The 19,086-nt window shown below is 70.2% G+C and carries 20 protein-coding genes; 8 read left to right on the top strand and 12 right to left on the bottom strand.

Annotated features, from left to right (window positions below; translation table 11 throughout):
* The first annotated feature begins 20 nt into the window (after window positions 1-20).
* Window positions 21-986, top strand: a complete 966-nt coding sequence (locus ACZ7L5_RS21360) for a GlxA family transcriptional regulator (RefSeq protein WP_362380619.1) — start codon at window positions 21-23, stop codon at window positions 984-986.
* Window positions 987-1,019: 33 nt separating this feature from the next.
* On the opposite strand, the gene ACZ7L5_RS21355 is transcribed toward ACZ7L5_RS21360, so the two are convergent.
* From ACZ7L5_RS21355 to ACZ7L5_RS21310, 10 genes are all read right to left on the bottom strand, one after another.
* Window positions 1,020-2,399 (bottom strand): bifunctional albaflavenone monooxygenase/terpene synthase, encoded by a 1,380-nt coding sequence (locus tag ACZ7L5_RS21355; protein ID WP_471518342.1) that lies wholly within the window; start codon window positions 2,397-2,399, stop codon window positions 1,020-1,022.
* Entirely contained in the window at window positions 2,396-3,481 is a 1,086-nt protein-coding gene (gene cyc1 / locus ACZ7L5_RS21350; protein WP_471518341.1) for an epi-isozizaene synthase, read from the bottom strand. Before cyc1 ends, ACZ7L5_RS21355 begins: the two co-directional genes overlap by 4 nt.
* A gap of 300 nt (window positions 3,482-3,781) precedes the next feature.
* The gene (gene def, locus ACZ7L5_RS21345; protein ID WP_471518340.1) at window positions 3,782-4,432 is read right to left on the bottom strand and encodes a peptide deformylase; all 651 of its coding nucleotides are present in this window, start codon (window positions 4,430-4,432) and stop codon (window positions 3,782-3,784) included.
* A 149-nt stretch (window positions 4,433-4,581) separates the two neighbouring features.
* The gene (locus ACZ7L5_RS21340; RefSeq protein WP_471518339.1) at window positions 4,582-5,562 is read right to left on the bottom strand and encodes a tetratricopeptide repeat protein; all 981 of its coding nucleotides are present in this window, start codon (window positions 5,560-5,562) and stop codon (window positions 4,582-4,584) included.
* A gap of 109 nt (window positions 5,563-5,671) precedes the next feature.
* On the bottom strand, window positions 5,672-6,913 hold the full coding sequence (locus ACZ7L5_RS21335) for an HD-GYP domain-containing protein (RefSeq protein WP_471518338.1): 1,242 nt from the start codon (window positions 6,911-6,913) through the stop codon (window positions 5,672-5,674).
* Window positions 6,910-8,199, bottom strand: coding sequence for an HD-GYP domain-containing protein (locus tag ACZ7L5_RS21330; RefSeq protein WP_471518337.1), 1,290 nt, complete (start codon window positions 8,197-8,199; stop codon window positions 6,910-6,912). The genes ACZ7L5_RS21335 and ACZ7L5_RS21330 overlap by 4 nt, the downstream gene beginning before the upstream one ends.
* A 108-nt stretch (window positions 8,200-8,307) precedes the next feature.
* On the bottom strand, window positions 8,308-8,610 hold the full coding sequence (gene rsrA / locus ACZ7L5_RS21325) for a mycothiol system anti-sigma-R factor (RefSeq protein WP_328879414.1): 303 nt from the start codon (window positions 8,608-8,610) through the stop codon (window positions 8,308-8,310).
* Complete coding sequence (gene sigR, locus ACZ7L5_RS21320) at window positions 8,607-9,302, bottom strand: RNA polymerase sigma factor SigR (protein WP_328879415.1); 696 nt, start codon at window positions 9,300-9,302, stop codon at window positions 8,607-8,609. The genes rsrA and sigR overlap by 4 nt, the downstream gene beginning before the upstream one ends.
* A 257-nt stretch (window positions 9,303-9,559) precedes the next feature.
* Window positions 9,560-10,189 (bottom strand): alpha/beta hydrolase family protein, encoded by a 630-nt coding sequence (locus ACZ7L5_RS21315; RefSeq protein WP_471518477.1) that lies wholly within the window; start codon window positions 10,187-10,189, stop codon window positions 9,560-9,562.
* Window positions 10,190-10,223: 34 nt separating this feature from the next.
* Window positions 10,224-11,039 (bottom strand): SOS response-associated peptidase, encoded by an 816-nt coding sequence (locus ACZ7L5_RS21310; RefSeq protein ID WP_471518336.1) that lies wholly within the window; start codon window positions 11,037-11,039, stop codon window positions 10,224-10,226.
* A 103-nt stretch (window positions 11,040-11,142) separates the two neighbouring features.
* Here ACZ7L5_RS21310 and ACZ7L5_RS21305 point away from each other — a divergent pair, with 103 nt between their 5' ends.
* The 4 genes from ACZ7L5_RS21305 to ACZ7L5_RS21290 all read left to right on the top strand — a co-directional run bounded on the left by ACZ7L5_RS21305 (window position 11,143) and on the right by ACZ7L5_RS21290 (window position 14,806).
* On the top strand, window positions 11,143-11,865 hold the full coding sequence (locus ACZ7L5_RS21305; protein WP_391393357.1) for a M50 family metallopeptidase: 723 nt from the start codon (window positions 11,143-11,145) through the stop codon (window positions 11,863-11,865).
* 122 nt (window positions 11,866-11,987) lie between these two features.
* Complete coding sequence (aroA, locus tag ACZ7L5_RS21300; RefSeq protein ID WP_471518335.1) at window positions 11,988-13,307, top strand: 3-phosphoshikimate 1-carboxyvinyltransferase; 1,320 nt, start codon at window positions 11,988-11,990, stop codon at window positions 13,305-13,307.
* 10 nt (window positions 13,308-13,317) lie between these two features.
* The gene (gene rsgA / locus ACZ7L5_RS21295; RefSeq protein WP_328879420.1) at window positions 13,318-14,328 is read left to right on the top strand and encodes a ribosome small subunit-dependent GTPase A; all 1,011 of its coding nucleotides are present in this window, start codon (window positions 13,318-13,320) and stop codon (window positions 14,326-14,328) included.
* Between the two features lie 154 nt (window positions 14,329-14,482).
* Window positions 14,483-14,806 (top strand): DMT family transporter, encoded by a 324-nt coding sequence (locus ACZ7L5_RS21290; RefSeq protein ID WP_471518334.1) that lies wholly within the window; start codon window positions 14,483-14,485, stop codon window positions 14,804-14,806.
* Between the two features lie 10 nt (window positions 14,807-14,816).
* Here the strand turns inward: ACZ7L5_RS21290 and ACZ7L5_RS21285 are convergent, their stop codons facing one another.
* Complete coding sequence (locus ACZ7L5_RS21285; RefSeq protein ID WP_471518333.1) at window positions 14,817-15,437, bottom strand: TetR/AcrR family transcriptional regulator; 621 nt, start codon at window positions 15,435-15,437, stop codon at window positions 14,817-14,819.
* A 189-nt stretch (window positions 15,438-15,626) separates the two neighbouring features.
* Here ACZ7L5_RS21285 and hisN point away from each other — a divergent pair, with 189 nt between their 5' ends.
* Window positions 15,627-16,427 (top strand): histidinol-phosphatase, encoded by an 801-nt coding sequence (gene hisN, locus ACZ7L5_RS21280; protein ID WP_328879422.1) that lies wholly within the window; start codon window positions 15,627-15,629, stop codon window positions 16,425-16,427.
* A gap of 112 nt (window positions 16,428-16,539) precedes the next feature.
* Window positions 16,540-16,932, top strand: a complete 393-nt coding sequence (locus ACZ7L5_RS21275; protein WP_328879423.1) for a CBS domain-containing protein — start codon at window positions 16,540-16,542, stop codon at window positions 16,930-16,932.
* 75 nt (window positions 16,933-17,007) lie between these two features.
* Here ACZ7L5_RS21275 and ACZ7L5_RS21270 read toward each other — a convergent pair whose 3' ends face one another.
* Window positions 17,008-18,510, bottom strand: a complete 1,503-nt coding sequence (locus ACZ7L5_RS21270; protein ID WP_471518332.1) for a catalase — start codon at window positions 18,508-18,510, stop codon at window positions 17,008-17,010.
* Window positions 18,511-18,616: 106 nt separating this feature from the next.
* On the opposite strand from ACZ7L5_RS21270, the gene ACZ7L5_RS21265 reads away from it, so the two are divergent.
* Complete coding sequence (locus ACZ7L5_RS21265; protein WP_190069503.1) at window positions 18,617-19,033, top strand: Fur family transcriptional regulator; 417 nt, start codon at window positions 18,617-18,619, stop codon at window positions 19,031-19,033.
* Window positions 19,034-19,086: the final 53 nt, after the last annotated feature.

The following is a 19,086-nucleotide window of genomic DNA, read 5'->3' as shown; positions in this document are numbered from 1 at the left end:
CTTCGAGGCACACTGGCAGCATGCTGAAAAACGTCGCCGCCGTCCTCCTCGACGGTGTACATCTCTTTGAAATGGGCGTCGTCTGCGAGGTGTTCGGCATCGACCGCAGCGACGAGGGGCTGCCCACCTACGATTTCGCCGTCGTCTCGGCGGAGGGACCGACACTGGGCACCCATGTCGGCGGACTCACCGTCTCCACGCCGTACGGTCTGGAGCGGCTGGAGGAGGCCGACCTGATCGCGGTACCGGCCGGCCGCGAGTACGTCACCCGTGACTATCCGCCCGAGCTGCTGGACGCCCTGGTCAGGGCCGTCGACCGGGGTGCGCGGGTGCTCAGCGTGTGCTCCGGCGTCTTCGCGCTGGGCGCCGCGGGACTGCTCGACGGGCGCCGGTGCAGTGTGCACTGGCGGCATGCCGGGGAGCTGTCCCTCCGGCATCCGCGGGCGATCGTCGAGCCCGACGTGCTGTACGTCGACGAGGGTCCGGTGATCACCAGCGCCGGCACCGCCGCCGGTATCGACGCCTGTCTGCACATCGTGCGGCAGGAGCAGGGGCCCGAGGTCGCCAACAAGATCGCCCGGCGCATGGTCGTGCCGCCGCACCGGGACGGCGGACAGGCCCAGTACATCGAGCGCCCGCTGCCCCGCTCCCACTGCGACACGGTCGGCGAGGTGCTGGCGTGGATGGAACGGCACCTCGACGAGGACGTCACCGTCGAGCAGCTCGCCGAGCGCGCGCTGATGTCCCCGCGCACCTTCGCCCGCCGCTTCCAGCAGGAGACCGGCACGACTCCCTACCGCTGGATCCTGCGCCAACGCGTGCTGCTGGCGCAGGAGTTGCTGGAGGCGACGGACGAGACGGTGGACGCGATCGCGAGTCGAACAGGGTTCGGAACCGCGGCCGCACTGCGCCACCAGTTCGTACGTGCCCTGGGGACGACCCCGAACGCCTACCGAAGGACGTTCCAGGGGCCGAGCGCGGCGTGAGCCGTCCCCGGCGGCACCGGTGCCCCGGCTCCACTAGTCCCTCGGCACCGGCCTCAGGAGCAGCTTGTGCGGGCGGAGCGTGATGCCCACACGGGTCGCGTCGTTCGAACCGGACACCTGCTCGAAACGGTACTTCGTGGCCAGCGCCGCCGTGATCAGCGTCAGCTGCGCCATCGAGAAGTGGTCGCTCGGGCACTTGCGGTTGCCCACGCTGAACGGGCTCATGGCGTACTTGGGCACGTCCTTGACGCGGTCCGGAAGCCAGCGGTCCGGGTCGAACTCAAGGTTGTCCGCGTACGACTTCTCGTCGCGCTGTATCGCGTAGGGGCTGTAGATGATGTCGGCCCCGGCCGGAATGCGATAGCCACCAAGTGACGTATCGGTCACCGCCCGTCGCGTCAGAATCCAGACCGCGGGGCGCAAACGCATCGCCTCCACGACGACATTGTTCGTGTGCCTGAGGCTGCGGACGTCCTCGAATGCCACGGGCCGTCCGCCGGTGACGGATTCGACCTCCGCGCACACCTTGTCCGCCTGTTCCGGATGTTCCGCGAGCACATGCAGGAGCCACATGATCGTGGAGGCCACGGTTTCGCTGCCGGGCGTGACAATCGCGACGACCTGGTCGTGGATCTCCTGTTCCCCGATGGGGTCGCCATTCTCGTCCTTCGCCTCCAGCAATGCCGTCAGCAAATCGTCCGGCTTTTGACCGGATGCCCGCCGCTCGGCGACGATCTCGTCGACGAGGAGATGCAAATCGGCCAGCGCGCGGTTGAATTCGCGGTTGGGCGGGAGAGGCAGCTTGTACAGCGGCCCGAGCGGGATCACCATCCGCCGGTACATGCCCCGGAAGACCGTGGCGAGCGCGTTGCACAGCCGCTCGGCCCGCTCGTCCATGTAGTCGCCGCGCAGCAGGCAGCGGGCGGCGATGCGCACGGCGATCCGGAACGACTCGGAGGTGCAGTCGACGGTCTCGCCGGCCTTCCAGCGCTCGGCCAGTCCATGCGCCTCCTCCTCCATGATCGGCCCGTAGGCGGGGATCGCGTCGAGCCGGAAGGCGGGCTGGATGGTGCGCCGCTGACGCCGGTGCCGTGGGCCGTTCGCGGTGGCCACGCCCTCCTTGCCGAGCAGGCCTTCCAGGGACTCCCACAGCGGACCGTCGATCTTGAAGTCGGGGCTCAGCGCCAGCGCGCCGGTGAGGTCCGGCGTCGTGACGGCGTACACCGTCTTCGGGCCGAGCCTGAGGCGCACGACGTCGCCGTGCCTGCGCAGCGCTGCCATGAACGCCAGCGGATCTCGGGCCAGCTTCCAGCCATGGCCGAGAAGCGGAACTCCGCCGCCCGCAAGGGGCGGCTCACGCAGTTCCGAAGCCGCACGGGGCTGGGCTTCGGGACGGACGGACTCGACGGTCATTTCTCACCTACCGCTTCGTTGTTGACGTACGGGGGCGTGGACCGGTCGTCCCAGCTGTCGACCATGTACCGGCCGGACTCGTGGTGGAACCAGTAGACCGAGCTGAACCAGTTGCGCATATTGCAGACGCAGGCACGCACGGCGGCGCTTATTTCCTTTCCCGACACCGTGCCGTCGGCCAGGGAGTCGGCGAATTCCAGAGCCTCACGCTCGGCCACCTGGAAATCGGATATGGACCCCTCGACCCGACTCCTGACTTCTGTCACCGCTTCTTCCAGAGTCAGTCCTTCGTGTTTGACGAGGCTGATTCCGAGGTTGTGCACCTCGTCGCCCGCGATTTCTTTGGGAAGCGAGCAGAGGTCGTTGTACCAGGCGGCAAATTCCTGGCTGAGTAACGCCGCCCGCCGATATGCCGGGTGCTTCCGAACGGCATCCGGCAGTTCCAGCCCCGCGGCCGGCTCAAGCAGGTCGGTCCAGATCCAGTGCGCGAAGGTGAGCCGACGCAAGGCCAGGTATTCCTCGACCGGGGGGATAATTCCTTGGGTGCGGTTGCGGAATTCCCGGTCGTACGCCTCGATCACCGTGTGGAAGTGCCGGGCGAACCGGGCGTTCCAGGTGCCGGGCAGGAACGAGTACAGCCGCACCATGCTGTCCGCGAACGCCGCGACCAGCGGGTCCTCGTGGTGCAGATGGTCCTCGGGTGAGTCGAGCGCCGCGTGCAGACGGAACCGCAGCCGTCGCCAGGCCGCCGGGCGGCGGTGGACGATGTCACGGTCGTGCCGGTCGTCCCAGACGAAGAACCACGCGCTGTAGTCGGCTATCGCCTGGAGTACGTCCTCGGGGGCGCCAATGTAGTACCCCGCCATGAGGTCGGTGTAGCACAGTCCGTCGGCATATTCCTCGACCTTGTCGGCCGGCATCAGCCGCTTTTCGAGCAGCCAGGTACGGGTCTTCTCCTGGAGCCTGGGCCAATACGGATGGAGTTGCCTGGGAAACGCTGATTCGATCACCGGAAGAGAGAGTGCTGGTGGAACCGGGACCGCCGTCGGTGTCGATGTGGTGCTGTGTGAGAAAGCATGCACGAACAAACCCCTCTCAGCCGCCAGTTGTGTAGTTGTGCACGCCCCCTCCCGCTGTACCGGGCGTGCGCCGTTGCGTATCCCCGCACTTCCATTCAGCACCACAACTGACCGATCTGGGAACGGATTTGCTTCATTCACTACCCCAGGGTGCCGAGAATCTCCCCCTATGTGACTGAATTTGGATCACTGATCGCATGTATGGGATCGAACGTGCGACGGACATGCGAACGGCGCCTGGTCAGGGAGGTGAACCTGAACAGGCGCCGTACGCAGAGGACTTGTGGGGCCTAGGGGCAGGCCTCAGTCGTTCGTGACCACGGCGTAGCGGGGCTCGTTCTCGGCCATCTGCCGCAGCGCGTCCTTGCGCTCGCGCTTGGAGAGACGGTCGATGTAGAGGTACCCGTACAGGTGGTCGGTCTCGTGCTGCAAACACCGAGCGAAGTAGCCGGTGCCGCGCACCCTGATCGGGTTGCCCTTCTCGTCCTGGCCGGTGACCTCGGCGTAGTCGGGCCGGGCGAGCGGCGCGTACGCGGTCGGCACCGACAGGCAGCCCTCGTTGCTGTCGTCCAGGCGGCGCTGCTCGGCGGGCAGCTCGACGAGCTTCGGGTTGCACACGACACCGACGTGCCGCTTGCCCTCGTCGTCCATGCAGTCGTAGACGAAGACCTTCGAGTCGACGCCGATCTGGTTGGCGGCGAGGCCGACACCCTCGGCGGTGCGCTGCGAGGCGAACATGTCCGCGACCAGCTGGTCCAGCTCGGCGCCGAACTCGGTGACGTCCTTGCACTCCTTGTGCAGCACCGGGTTCCCCACGACGGTGATCGGCCGCGACGTGCCGCGCTCACGCCAGGCGTTCTCGCGCTCCTCCGTGTCCTCGGTGTCGACGACGAAACCCTCGTCATCCACGGGGAGCACGCCCGCGTGCTGCTGCTCGGTGTCCTGCTGGGCCATGACCGACGTATGCCTTCCTCGGAAAAACGGGGGGTGTATCGCTGATACAGGGTACGGCGAACGCACCCCGACAGGGGCGCGGGACTGTCGGTCGGCGGCTCCGCCGCGGGGCGCGAGCAACCACGACGAAGCCGCGGTCGGTGCCGGTCCTAACAGACCTCTTCGAGATCCCGCCAATCCCTGGAATCCGGGCTGTCGGCAACCCATCCGTCCAGCAACCCCCGCACCAGGGCGGCCGGGGCGGCCACGCCACACTCCCGCTCCGGCACCCACAGCTGTCCGTCGGTCCGGTGCCCCAGCGGACCGGGGTGACCCGGCTCACTGTGGTCGTGCGGATCGAGATGCTCCCCGTCGCCCTCGTCCGACGGCATCCGCGACTCGGAGCACATCCGGCACAGCAGCCGCACCGAGGAGGACCAGTCCTCCGCGGCGAACCCGGCGTCCGCGGCGAGCTGCTCCAGCGCGTCCCGGTCGGCCTCGGTGGCGGCCTCCAGGAGGACCACCCAGGTGGGCACCGGCGAGGGCGCCCACAGCTCGATCTCGTCGAAGACGGGGTAGGCGTGCCCGGCGGACGTGGTCCGCTCGCCGTGCGGCACCCCGTCGTGCAGCACGACCTCGCCCCAGCGCCGCCCCGAGGACGGCAGCGGGATCGACAGCACCTCGATCCGGGCGGGGTCCAGCCGCCGCCCCCACACGACCTCGGCCTCCCCTTCCGGGGACAGCCGTACGGCCGCGCTGCCCAGGTCCATCCCGAGCGGCTCGCCGGAGTCGGTCGCACTGCCCGGCACCCGCAGCCCGTAGGCCTGCCAGGCCCGCCGGGCCAGCGGCCAGTCCTGCAGGGCGGTGGCCGCGATGCCGACGTTCCACCAGTCGGGCGCCCCGGTCTCCCGGTCGAGCAGCGCCACCGCCCGCAGCCCGGCAGCCCGGGCCTGCTCCCAGTCGTGCCGGAACTTGTGCAGCAGCGCGAGGTTGAACCAGGACTCCGAAAGCCAGGGCTCCAGATCGGCGGCACGTGTCAACAGCGCGCCCGCATCCTCGTACCGGCCGTCGCCGATGAGCGTGAACGCCCGGTCGGTGGCCTGCCGCCAGGAGGCGGAGGGCCGGTGCCGTCCCTTGCCGAAGATCCTCACGATTCCCGCCTGCCAGTTCCGTGGAGTGGGCTGGCTAGTGCTCGCCCCCGGACACACTCTCATTCGCATCCAACCACGTACGGCTGGAAGGGCGCTCATTACCCATGGGTTACCCAGCCACAGGGGGTGTAAGACAGTCTCTCGACAGCACCCGTGCGAGCGACCCCACCACCTCCGGCGCATAGTCACCGGCGGTGCCCAGCCGCAGTTCCTCCAGCGCCTTCAGCGGCCCGCCGGGCCCTGCCTCCCGCGCCTTCTCCTCGTAGGCGTTGACCGCCCGCACGATCCGCGCGGCGACGGGCTGCTCCGGGCAGGGGTCGGCGAGTCGCTCCACGACCATCGCCACCTGCGGGTTCACCCCCGTCTGCCGTACGACGGCCCCGCCGAGCAGCGCGATCCGCCGCTGTTCCTCGGCGGGCAGCCCCGCGGTGGCCCCGGCCGGCACCGGGTCGACGAGGCTGAGCTGTCCGATGTCGTGCATGAGGGCGGCGTACTCCAGCACGGTGAGCTCGGCCTCGGACAGGCCGAGGTCCCGCCCCACCTCCCGGCTGAGCGCGGCGACCCGGCGGGCGTGCCCGGCCGGTGTGTACCCGGCGATCTCGGTGGCCCTGGCCAGGGAGGCGATGGTCTGCCGGTAGGTGGCCCGGACGGCGGCGTAGCGGCGCAGGGACATCTGGGTGAGCAGCAGCGGGAGCGAGAAGACGGGCAGCGCCCACAGCCCGGCGACGGCGACCGCGAGCGCCATCACGGCGCCCGTCGCGCAGACGGCCGAACCGATCCCGAGGGTCGCCCGCAGCTCGTCCCGCAGCAACGGCCCGAACGGCCACCGGGTGCGGGAGTGGGCCAGCGCTGCGGCGAGCAGGGCGTCGCACAGGGCGGTGAGAGTGAGGATCGCGAGCAGGACGAGGGCGTAGGCGGTGCCCCAGCCGTGGAACGTGCCCTGGTTGTACAGGGGTTGGAAGCAGACGGCGGCGAAGCCGACGGTGAGCACGCGCCGGGCCAGGTGGTCGAGCACGGGCCGGCCGCGGGCGATGTGCGGCACGCTGCCGAGGAGCGAGGCGGCCAGGACGACGCTGAGGACCTGCGCGACGCCGTGCTCGGTGGGCCAACCGCCGTTCGCCCCCAGCAGTGCGTACGACAGCGCGGCGGCGGCCCCGAGCGGTGCGGCCTCCCGGCCCTCCGCCGCCGTCCACCGGGTGAGCTCACCCAGGGCGACGAGAACCCCGAAGGCGAGCACCGTGCCGCGTTCGTCGAGGCCGCTCCACAGGGTGGTGAGCAGGCACACGGTGGCGAGGAGGGCGGCACAGGCATGGACGAGACCGAGCAGGAGGCGTGGTCTCGGGGCGCTCATCGGTGTGCCCCCGGCGCACTGGCGACCGGCGGGCGCGGAGGGCCCCCGGAGGCTTCGTCGGCGGTCACGGCGGGATGCCATCCGTGCCGGCCCACGGCCCTGACGAAGGCGGTGACCATGCGGGGGTCGAACTGCGAGCCGGCGCACTTCTCCAGCTCCCGCAGCGCGACGGGCACCGGCCGGGCCCGCGAGTACGACCGGTTGGACGTCATCGCGTCGAAGGCGTCCGCGACCGCCACCACCCGTGCCGGCTCCGGGATCTGGCTCCCCATCAGCCCGTAGGGGTACCCGCTGCCGTCCAGTCGCTCATGGTGATGCAGTACGGCGGCCCGGGCCTCGCCGAGGAAGGAGATCCCGCGGACCATCTCATGCCCGTACTCGGGGTGCAGTTCGATGATCCGCCGCTCCTCGGGCGTGAGCGGCCCGTCCTTGCGCAGCAGCCGCGTGGGCACTCCGAGCTTCCCGACGTCGTGCAGGATCCCGGCGAAGCGGAGCACCTCGACGCGTTCGTCGGCCATGCCCAGCTCGCGCGCGATCATCATCGAGGCCTGCCCGACGCGCTCGCTGTGGCCGCGGGTGTAGCCGTCCTTGATGTCGACGGCCTGGACGAGCGCCCTGATGGTCGCCTGGTGGGCCGCGCGTTCCCGGTGGTACTGGGCGAACATCCACCACGACACGCACATCGGCAGCAGCACGAGCAGGGCGGCGACAGGGCCGTACGGGCTGCGCCACAGCACGGCCATCATCAGCCCGGCCAGTCCGTGCACGGCGATCGGCGCAAGGGACCGCAGGAACAGCCCGCGCCAGGCCCGCCGTGCGGGCACGCGGTCGGCGAGCGTCAGGATCCCGCCGTCGAGCGCGGTCAGGACCAGGCAGAACGCCAGCACCGCGGCTCCGGCGGGCGCGAGCGCGTACGGGAAGTCGGACGCCTGTACGGCGTCGTGCTCACCGAGCGCCCAGTGCACCCGGGCGGCCACCCACACCGCGATCACGAGCTGCGCCGCCCGCCACACCCGTCGCAGCAGGTGCGGTCGGCCGGCGACCGAGGCGATCAGCGCCCCCGGCACCGCGACCAGTGCGGCGGCGGAGGGCGGCAGCAGGAAGGCCCCGGCGAGAAGCACGGGATAGAACGAACCGGACAGCCGCGCGCCCCCGGCATAGAGCGCGGCGAGCAGCACCGGCGCCCACCAGGGGGTGCGCGTCGATGGCAGCGTGTGCAAGCAGAACAGGGCGCCGAGGGCGACACAGACGACGTAGCCACGTACTCGTGTGGGTGTCGCCTCCATAACGCCCCTCCCCGGCAACGCGCTTCAAGCACGGCACCCTAGGGCGGGCAGGGGAGGTCCGCAGTCTTATGACAGCGGGATTAGCACGTTCGAGTGACGGCCGTGCGTTCAGGATTCCTGCGGCGTCGCCGTCACGTCGTGGTCGGGCACGGCCTGACCCGAGCGGATCAGGTCGATCCGTCCCATGACCTTGGCGCGCAGGTCCGTCGGCACGTCGTCATGCCCGCAGCAGCGCTTGACGAGCTTCTTCACGGCCTCTTCGAGGCCGTACTTCTCGAGGCACGGCGAGCACTCGCGGAAGTGCTGCTTGAACTTGTCGCGATCGACGTCCGGCATCTCACTGTCGAGGAACTCGTAGAGATGATCGAGTACCTCACTGCAGTCCGTCTCGTGCGGCTCTCCGCAGCTCATGAGCCCGAGCCTTTCGCTTCGTTCGACTCTCCGGCACCGGCCGGGACGAGCCCGCGCTCACGGGCGTAGTCCTCGAGCATGCCGCGCAGTTGACGGCGGCCCCGGTGCAGCCGGGACATCACCGTACCGATGGGTGTCCCCATGATGTCCGCGATCTCCTTGTACGCAAAGCCCTCTACGTCGGCGAGGTACACGGCGATGCGGAATTCCTCGGGGATCGCCTGGAGCGCTTCCTTCACGTCCGAGTCCGGCAGGTGGTCGAGCGCCTGCGACTCCGCGGAGCGCAAGCCCGTCGACATGTGCGACTCGGCGCGGGCGAGCTGCCAGTCCTCGATCTCCTCGGCCGCGGAGCGCTGGGGTTCGCGCTGCTTCTTGCGGTACGAGTTGATGAACGTGTTGGTGAGGATCCGGTACAGCCACGCCTTCAGGTTGGTGCCCTCGCGGAACTGGTGGAAGGACGCGTACGCCTTCGCGTACGTCTCCTGCACCAGGTCCTCGGCGTCGGCAGGGTTGCGCGTCATGCGCAGCGCGGCCGAGTACATCTGGTCGAGGAATTCGAGCGCGTCCCGCTCGAAGCGCGCGCTGCGCTCGGCGGTCGACTCCGCGGACGTGTCCCCGCTCGTGCCCTGGCCCTCGGGCTGCTCCGCCTGGCCGTTGTCGGTCCCTGCGTCGGTACCGGGAACCGGACCCACCTCCTCAAGATTCCGGGCAGGACCGAATCCGGACCCACCTGAATCGGAGGATAGACGACCTGCCGTACCTGCCGCCCCTCGAATAGGAGCGGTCCTGGCCGCATGCAGCACCGTCCACTCCAGGTCAGCTCGGCTGCCGGCGGTCGGGCAGAAGGTCGAACCCATGCGGCGGACTTCCTCTCCTACGACGTGAGCGCTGCTGGTTCAGCACCGCTGTCCGCCACAACAGAGGCCGGGGCCCCGACATTCCCGAGTCTTTACCCGAGTGACCCGACCCACTTCACGACCGCGTCCGTGACAATCGCCACGGCCTCGTCCTGATCGAGGGGCGCGCGCTTGGGCACGGCGAACCCGTGATCGCCGTACGGCACCTCGACCAGCTCGAAGTCGCCGGCGGGGAATTCCTCCGGCTTGCCGAACGGATCGTTCCCGCCCTGGACGACCAGGGTCGGCACCCCGGCCCCGAGCAGCTCGTCGGCACGGGACTTCTCCGGCTTGCCCGGCGGGTGCAGGGGGAAGCTCAGCGCGAGGACGGCGTGGGCGCCCAGTTCCGTGGCGGTACGGCAGGCGACGCGTGCACCGGCGCTGCGCCCACCGGAGACCACGGGCAGCCCGAGCGCGGCGAGCGCCGGCCACAGGCCCCGCCAACCGACGTCCAGGGTCTTGGGCGCCGGCGCCACCTTCTTGCCGGCCACCCGCCAGGGCTGCTCCACGAGGGCGACGGTCACGCCGTGGGCCGGGAGGACCTGGGCGAGCGCCACGAGGTCGCGCGCCCCGATGCCGCCACCGGCGCCGTGGCTCACCGCCAGCACCAGCCGGGCCTTCTTCGCGGGGTGCCAGGTGATGCGGGCGTCCCCGGCGTCCGTACCAATGGTCTCGGTCGTCACGTCGGACTCGGTCGTCACGTCATCGGTCGTCACATCAGAAGAGTGTGCCCTCTTCGGGCCCCTCCAGCTCCTTCAGCAGCTCCGGGCCGTTGTTGCGGACGTTGCTGACCATCGTGGAGACGGGGTAGGCGCGCATCAGCCCGGCGGGCGGCGGGTCGAGCAGCGTCCGCAGCTCCTCCGGGTGCGTCCGGGCCGGGTCGAGCCAGGCGTCCCAGCGGTCCGGCGTCAGCATCAGCGGCATCCGGGGGTGGATGTCGGCCAGCGCGGACGGCCCCTCCGCGGGCGCCACCGCCAGCGGGGTCGTCTCCGCCTCGGTCGTGATCACGGAGCAGGTCACCCACCAGGCCTGCGGGTGCTCGTCGGGCAGCGTCCGGTCCCGCCAGAACTCGTACAGCCCGGCCATCGCGAACACCGTCCCATCGGCGGGCAGCACGAAGTACGGCTGCTTGCGCGGCCGTTTCCGCTTCCCCTCGACCTCCAGGTCCCGCTCCTGCGTGCCGGTGACCCACTCGTAGTAGCCGTCGGCGGGGATGATGCAGCGCCGGGAGCTGAAGGCCCGCCGGTACGACGGCTTCTCGTGCACGGTCTCCGCACGCGCGTTGATCATCTTGAACGCGCTCTCGGGGGTCTTGGACCAGCTGGGCACCAGGCCCCACTTGAGCTTGCGCAGCTGCCGAACCGGCCGGGGGTCGCCCGCGTCTTTCAAGGGACGGTCGAGGACGACGTGAACTTCTTTGGTCGGAGCCACGTTGTAGTCCGCATCGAGGGTCTCCTCAGGCTCCCACTTCTCGATCTCAAAGATTCCTGCGAGATCCTCGGGCCCACGACTAGCCGCATACCGTCCGCACATACGTGCCACACTGCCAGGCCCACCCGCCGCCCGACCACCGCCCCTCAAGGACGGCGCTACGCGCCGCCGCCTTTGACTCGCCCACAGAGAGCCACCGCCTTACATGGACAGCACCGCATCCGCCTCGCTCGCCTCCCTCTGGGACGAGGTCTCCGGTACTCAGCCCGACCCCGATCTGTGGGTGGTGACCGCCGCCCTGGTCGTCGCGCTGGCCGTCGTCGTCCCGCACCCGCTGTGGCGTCTCTCACGCAACGCCATCACCATCGCCCACGAGGGCGGCCACGGCCTGATCGCGCTGCTGACCGGCCGGACACTGACCGGCATACGCCTGCACTCCGACACCAGCGGCCTCACCGTCAGCCGCGGCAAGCCGCACGGCCTCGGCATGATCCTCACCGCGGCCGCGGGCTACACCGCTCCCCCGCTGCTGGGCCTCGGCGGCGCCGCCCTGCTGGGCGCGGGCCGGATCACGCTTCTGCTGTGGCTGGCGACGGCCCTGCTGGTGGCGATGCTCGTGATGATCCGGAACGCGTACGGGGCGCTGACGGTGTTCGTCACGGGCGGCACCTTCGTGCTGGTCTCGTGGCTCACGGGGCCTCAGGTGCAGGCTGCGTTCGCGTACGTGGTGGTGTGGTTCCTGCTGGTGGGCGGGGTGCGCCCGGCGTTCGAGCTGCAGGCGAAGAGGGCCCGGGGCGGGGCGGGGGACTCGGATGCGGATCAGCTGTCGCGGTTGACGCATGTGCCGGCGGGGTTGTGGTTCTTCCTGTTCCACGCGGTGTCGTTGTGCTCGCTCATAGGCGGCGGTCGCTGGCTGCTGGGGGTCTGACAGCCGGCCTTCAGGGGCGCGGGCCTGTGCCGATGTGCGCTCCGCCGCGTGGGCGCGACCAGCCCCAACGGCGCCGCACCCGAACAACGGCTTGCACAACCCCCTCCTTATAAAGTGAACCCATGGCCCAAAACCCCGCCGCCCCCACCGCCCTATGGCCCGCCCCGCACGCAAGCGGAGCCGTCGACGCGACGGTCCACGTGCCGGGGTCCAAGTCGGTCACCAACCGCGCCCTCGTCCTCGCCGCCCTGGCGAGCGAGCCCGGCTGGCTGCGCCGCCCCCTGCGTTCCCGCGACACCCTGCTGATGGCAGGCGCGCTGCGGGCGATGGGCGTCGGCATCGAGGAGGGCGTGGGCCCCGAGGGCACCGGCGAGGCCTGGCGGGTGCTCCCGGCGGGCCTGCGCGGCCCGGCCACGGTCGACGTGGGCAACGCCGGCACGGTGATGCGCTTCCTGCCGCCGGTCGCCGCGCTGGCCGACGGCCCCATCCGCTTCGACGGCGACCCCAGGTCGTACGAGCGTCCCCTGCACGGCGTGATCGACGCCCTGCGCGTCCTCGGTGCCCGGATCGACGACGACGGGCGGGGCGCGCTGCCCCTCACGGTGCACGGCGGGGGTGCGCTGGAGGGCGGCCCGGTGGAGATCGACGCCTCGTCGTCCTCCCAGTTCGTCTCGGCGCTGCTGCTCTCCGGCCCGCGCTTCAACCAGGGCGTGGAGGTCCGGCACACCGGCTCCTCCCTCCCCTCCATGCCGCACATCCGCATGACCGTCGACATGCTGCGCGCGGTCGGCGCCCAGGTCGACACCCCGGAGTCGGGCGGAGAGGCGAACGTCTGGCGGGTCACGCCGGGCGCCCTGCTCGGCCGTGACCTGACCATCGAGCCGGATCTGTCCAACGCCCAGCCGTTCCTGGCGGCGGCGCTGGTGACCGGCGGCAAGGTCCTCGTCCCGGACTGGCCGAACCGGACCACCCAGCCCGGTGACCGGCTGCGCGAGATCTTCACCGAGATGGGCGGTTCCTGCGAACTCAACGAGTACGGGCTGGTGTTCACCGGTTCGGGTGCCGTTCACGGCATCGACGTGGACCTGAGCGAGGTCGGCGAGCTCACCCCGGGCATCGCCGCGGTCGCGGCCCTCGCGGACTCCCCGTCCACGCTGCGCGGCGTCGCGCATCTGCGGCTGCACGAGACGGACCGCCTGGCCGCGCTGACCAAGGAGATCAACGAACTCGGCGGCGACGTCACCGAGACCGCCGACGGTCTGCACATCCGCCCGCGCCGTCTGCACGGCGGGGTCTTCCACACCTACGAGGACCACCGCATGGCGACGGCCGGCGCGATCATCGGCCTCGGGGTCGAGGGCGTACGGATCGAGAACGTGGCGACGACGGCGAAGACCCTCCCGGACTTCCCCGAACTGTGGACCGGGATGCTCGGGGCGTAGGGACAACGCTATGCGCCGCTACGGCAAGCACACCGACGAGGACGACATCCGCACCCGTCCCGGCCGTCGCAACACCCGGCCCCGTACGAACATCCGCCCCAAGCACGAGGACGCCGCCGAGGGCATGGTCCTCACCGTCGACCGGGGCCGTCTGACCGTCCTCGTGGACGACCGGATCGTGATGGCCATGAAGGCCCGCGAACTGGGCCGCAAGGCTGCGGTCGTCGGTGACCGGGTGGCGCTGGTCGGCGATCTGACCGGCAAGAAGGACACCCTCGCGCGGATCGTACGCATCGAGAAGCGGACCTCCGTGCTGCGGCGGACGGCCGACGACGACGATCCCTTCGAGCGCGTGGTCGTGGCCAACGCCGACCAACTCGCCATCGTCACCGCCCTCGCCGACCCCGAGCCGCGGCCGCGGCTGATCGACCGCTGTCTGGTGGCGGCGTTCGACGGCGGCCTGGAGCCGCTGCTGGTGATGACGAAGTCGGACCTGGCTCCGCCGGCCAAACTCCTTGAGCTGTACGGCGACCTGGACATCCCGTACGTCGTCACCAGCCGCGACGAGCTGGAGAACGGCGGCGCGGCGGACCGCGTACGGGAGCAACTGGGCGGCAGGGTCACGGCGTTCGTCGGTCACTCGGGTGTCGGCAAGACGACGCTGGTGAACGCGCTGGTGCCGGAGGAACGCCGACGCTCGACAGGGCATGTGAACGCGGTGACGGGCCGGGGCCGGCACACGACGACGTCCGCGCTGGCGCTGCCGCTGGCGGAGGTGGACGGCTGGGTGATCGACACCCCCGGCGTCCGCTCCTTCGGCCTGGCTCATGTCGACCCGTCCCGGGTGATCAACGCGTTTCCCGACCTGCAACCGGGAACCGAGGGCTGCCCGCGTGCGTGCAGTCATGACGAACCGGACTGTGCGCTGGACGACTGGGTGGCTCAGGGGCACGCCGATCCGGCACGGCTGTACTCGCTGCGGCGGCTGCTGGCGACGCGCGAATCCACGGAGGATGACTGAGAGGTCGACGGAGGAAGGCGACTGACCTCCGCGTTGTTTGTCTCCCTGTAGGGCTGGTAAGGGCATAATCGCACCGAGCCGGAACCAAGCCTGACCAAAGCCTGACGAACCTGACGAAGCGGTCACAGAACGTGGGGATACGGGAGGACAGCACATGGCGTGGCTGCTGGTCATCGTGGCGGGGCTGCTCGAAACCGGGTTCGCCGTCTGCCTGAAGCTGTCGCACGGCTTCAGCCGCCTGTGGCCGACGGTCGCGTTCTGCATCTTCGCCCTCGGCAGTTTCGGACTGCTGACGCTGGCGCTGAGGAAGCTGGACGTGGGGCCGGCGTACGCGGTGTGGACGGGAATCGGGGCGGCGGGTACGGCGGTCTACGGGATGATCTTCCTCGGCGACATCGTGTCGACGCTGAAGATCGTGTCGATCAGCTTCGTGATCGTGGGCGTCGTCGGCCTGCAGCTGTCGGGTTCGGCGCACTGAGCCACGTTTCCTACGGCGGCCCGCCCGCCAACTGCCGGTGCAGCGCGCTGCGTACGAGATCGGCGACTCCGCCCTCGCCGGGTGGCGCTGCGACGCAGGAAAGGGCCAGCCTGACGACGAGTTCGCAGGAGCGGGCGAGGTCGGCGGTGTCGGACTTGTCGACACCGGGCCCGCTGAGGACCGCCACGGCCCGGTCGCGCACCATGCCCACGAAGTCGCCGGGTGACGGGAGCGGCCCGTCGGCCCGTCGCTGGGCCGGTACGGCGGAGGAGGACGGGACCGCGGACAGGGTGGGCGAGGGCAGCCGCTCGCTCCAGCAGCCGGTGAGCATGGCGCGGACGAGGGCGTTGTCGCGGGCGAGGCCGACGGTCCACTCCGCGGTGGCGGTGAGGCGGTCGCGGGCGTCGCTGTGGGTGGCGAGGGCGCGTTCGATGCCGGCGAGGTATCCGTCGGCCTCTCTCCTCACGAGTGCGCGGGCCAGGCCTTCCTTGCTCCCGAACTCGTTGTACAGCGTCTGCCGGGACACGCCGGCCGCGGCGGCCACGTCCACCATCCGCACGGCGGACCACGGCCTGCGCGCCAGCGCCGTGTAAGCGGCGTCCAGCAGGGATTCCCGCGCTGCAGGCATCATCGCCTCCCTGGGACGAGCGGCTCTGCGCCCAGATTTGACGCGCACAGCGGCACTGTCAAGGGTTCGCGAAGGCACGCGGGGGCGCCATTCAGCCGGGGCGCGCGGGCTTCCGTCGGGTCCCGGGTGCCGGGGAACTTGATCCACGGGGCCTGTAGCCCCACCCCGACCACGACAGATAGCGTTGATTCCATGCCGGACTACCTCGACGATCTCCGCCTCGCCCACGTCCTCGCGGACGCCGCCGACGCCGCCACCATGGACCGCTTCAAGGCGCTCGACCTCAAGGTCGAGACCAAGCCGGACATGACCCCGGTGAGCGAGGCCGACAAGGCCGCCGAGGACCTCATCCGCGGGCAGCTCCAGCGAGCCCGCCCGAGAGACGCGATCCTCGGAGAGGAGCGCGGCGTCGAGGGCACCGGCCCCCGACGCTGGGTGATCGACCCGATCGACGGCACCAAGAACTACGTACGCGGCGTCCCGGTCTGGGCCACCCTCATCTCCCTGACGGAGGCCTCGGAGGGCGGCTACCAGCCGGTCGTGGGCCTCGTCTCCGCCCCCGCCCTCGGCCGCCGCTGGTGGGCCGCCAAGGGGCACGGCGCATTCACGGGCCGCAGCCTCTCCTCCGCGTCCCGCCTGCGCGTCTCCAGCGTCTCCAAGCTGTCGGACGCCTCGTTCGCGTACTCCTCGCTCAGCGGCTGGGAGGAGCAGGGGCGCCTCGACGGCTTCCTCGACCTCACGCGCGAGGTGTGGCGCACGCGCGCGTACGGCGACTTCTGGCCGTACATGATGGTCGCGGAGGGCTCGGTGGACCTGTGCGCAGAGCCCGAGCTGTCCCTGTGGGACATGGCCGCCACCGCGATCGTCGTGACGGAGGCGGGCGGCACCTTCACCGGCCTCGACGGCCGACCCGGCCCCCACAGCGGCAACGCGGCCGCCTCGAACGGCCTGATGCACGACGAGCTCCTCGGGTACCTCAACGAGCGCTACTGAGCGCCCCCTTGTTGACCCCCTCTTTACCTGTCACTCTGAGAGTCCCCCCACTTGTGAATTTGTGAAGCAATGAACAAACGGTGCGGGGGCACTTCAGGAGGTGGCTCCATCCATGCTCGTACGTGACGCCATGAGCACCGTGGTCCTCACCATCGGCCCCACTCACACCCTTCGCCAGGCCGCCGCGCTGATGTCCGCTCGTCGGATCGGCGCGGCCGTGGTCCACGACCCCGATGCCGGCGGTATCGGCATCCTTACCGAACGCGACATCCTCAACTCCGTCGGCCTGGGACAGGACCCGGACGCCGAGCGCGCCCACGACCACACCACCAACAACGTCGTGTTCGCCGCCCCGTCATGGACCCTGGAGGAGGCGGCCCGCGCCATGGCGCACGGCGGCTTCCGGCATCTGATCGTCCTCGATCACGAGGAGCCCGTGGGCATCGTCTCGGTCCGCGACATCATCCGCTGCTGGGCACCCGTACGGCAGCACGTGCCCGCCTAGAACGCCGGACGGGCCGGGCCCCCGGAGGAACCCGGCCCGCCGGCCGCGGCAAGCGATCCAGTGCTGGTCGGTGTTTCAGCCGCGCAGGGCCTGGACCGCGGCCTCCAGCCGCTTGCCGAAGTCCTCGTCGGCCCGACGGAAGTTGCCGATCACCCGCTCGGCGATGTCCTCGCGCGAGACCTGCGCGATGGCACCCGTCAGGTTGGCGATCAGGCGTTCCTTCTCGTCGTCCGACATCAGGCGGTAGAGGTTGCCCGCCTGCACGAAGTCGTCGTCCTCGGCGTGCACGGGCGCCTCGTGGTCGCCCGTGCCGGCCGTGAAGCCGGCGAACGGCTGCCACAGCGGACGGCCCGTCTGCGCCGGGCCGCCGAAGCTGTTCGGCTCGTAGTTCTTCGCGCCGCCGTGGCGGCCGTCGTACAGGAAGCCGTCGCGGGAGTTGGTGCGCGCCTCGGTGGCGTGCGGGCGGTTCACCGGCAGGTGGTCGGCGTTGATGCCGACGCGGTAACGGTGGGCGTCGCCGTAGGCGAAGAGGCGGCCCTGGAGCATCTTGTCCGGTGACGGGCCGATGCCCGGCACGAAGTGGGCGGGGCTGAAGATCGACTGCTCGACCTCGGCGAAGACGTTGCGCGGGTTCCGGTTGAGCTCCAGCCGGCCGATCTCGATCGGCGGGTAGTCCTCGTGCGGCCACACCTTGGTGAGGTCGAACGGGTTGAAGCGGTACGTCGCCGCGTCCGCCGCCGGCATGATCTGCACCTGCACGGTCCAGCTCGGGAACTCGCCGCGCTCGATGGCCTGACGCAGATCGCGCTGATGGGAGTCGGGGTCCTCGCCGGCGAGCCTGTTGGCCTCGGCCTGGGTGAGGTTCCTGATCCCCTGGTCGGTCTTGAAGTGGTACTTGACCCAGAAGACCTCGCCGGCCTCGTTGTTCCACTGGTAGGTGTGCGAGCCGTAGCCGTTCATGTGGCGGTACGACGCCGGGATGCCACGGTCGCCGAACAGCCAGGTCACCTGGTGCGTGGACTCGGGGGACAGGCTCCAGAAGTCCCAGACGTTGTCCGCCTCCTGGCTCCCCGTGTACGGGTCGCGCTTCTGGGTGTGGATGAAGTCCGGGAACTTGATGGCGTCCTTGATGAAGAACACCGGGGTGTTGTTGCCGACGAGGTCGTAGTTGCCCTCCTCGGTGTAGAACTTCAGCGCCCAGCCGCGCGGGTCGCGCACGGCGTCCGCCGCGCCCAGGCTGCCGGCCACCGTCGAGAAGCGCAGGAACGTCTCCGTCTGCTTGCCGACCTTGGAGAGAAAGGCGGCGCGCGTGTACGGGGTGACATCGGCGGTCACCGTGAAGGTGCCGTAGGCGCCGGCGCCGCGGGCGTGCACCACGCGCTCCGGGATGCGCTCTCGGTTGAAGTGGGCGAGCTTCTCCAGCAGGAGCTGGTCCTGGACGAGGACCGGGCCGCCGACGCCCGCGGTCTCGCTGTTCTGGTTGTCGGCGACCGGAGCACCGGCCTCCGTCGTGAGCGGTCCCTGGGTCACGTGCGCCTCCTGCGTTGGTACGAGCGACTCCGGCCACTCCTGTCCCATGGGCCAAAGTCGATCCCGATCCTATTTTGGACTTTGTCTAAGTCAAGCCAAGCTCCAAAGTCACATCCATTCGGAAGCTGGTCATCCTGCTGTTAAGGTGTTCTGCATGAGTGACCTTCTGGAACGGCTGCGCGGACGCGGATGGCGGATGACCGCGCAGCGGCGTGTCGTGGCCGAGGTACTCGCCGGCGATCACGTCCACCTGACGGCCGACGAGGTGCACGCCCGGGCCGTCGCCAAGCTGCCCGAGATCTCCCGGGCGACCGTCTACAACACGCTGGGCGAGCTGGTCACCCTCGGCGAGGTGCTCGAGGTCTCCACCGACAAGCGCGCGAAGCGGTACGACCCGAACGCCCACCGGCCCCACCACCACCTGGTCTGCGCCCAGTGCGGCTCCATCCGGGACGTCCACCCGACGGGCAACCCGATGGCCGACCTCCCCGACTCCGAGCGCTTCGGCTTCACGGTGTCGGACGTCGAGGTGACGTACCGCGGCGTCTGCCCGAACTGCGCGAAGGCCTAACCGGCCACCCTCCCCGAGCCCCGGCGCCCGTGAGCGCCGGGGCTTCGTGCTGC

It is taken from the genome of Streptomyces sp. NPDC107528, assembly GCF_055639295.1.
The sequence above is the reverse complement of the archived record's forward strand: the minus strand, read 5'-3'. Positions and strand labels throughout refer to the sequence as shown.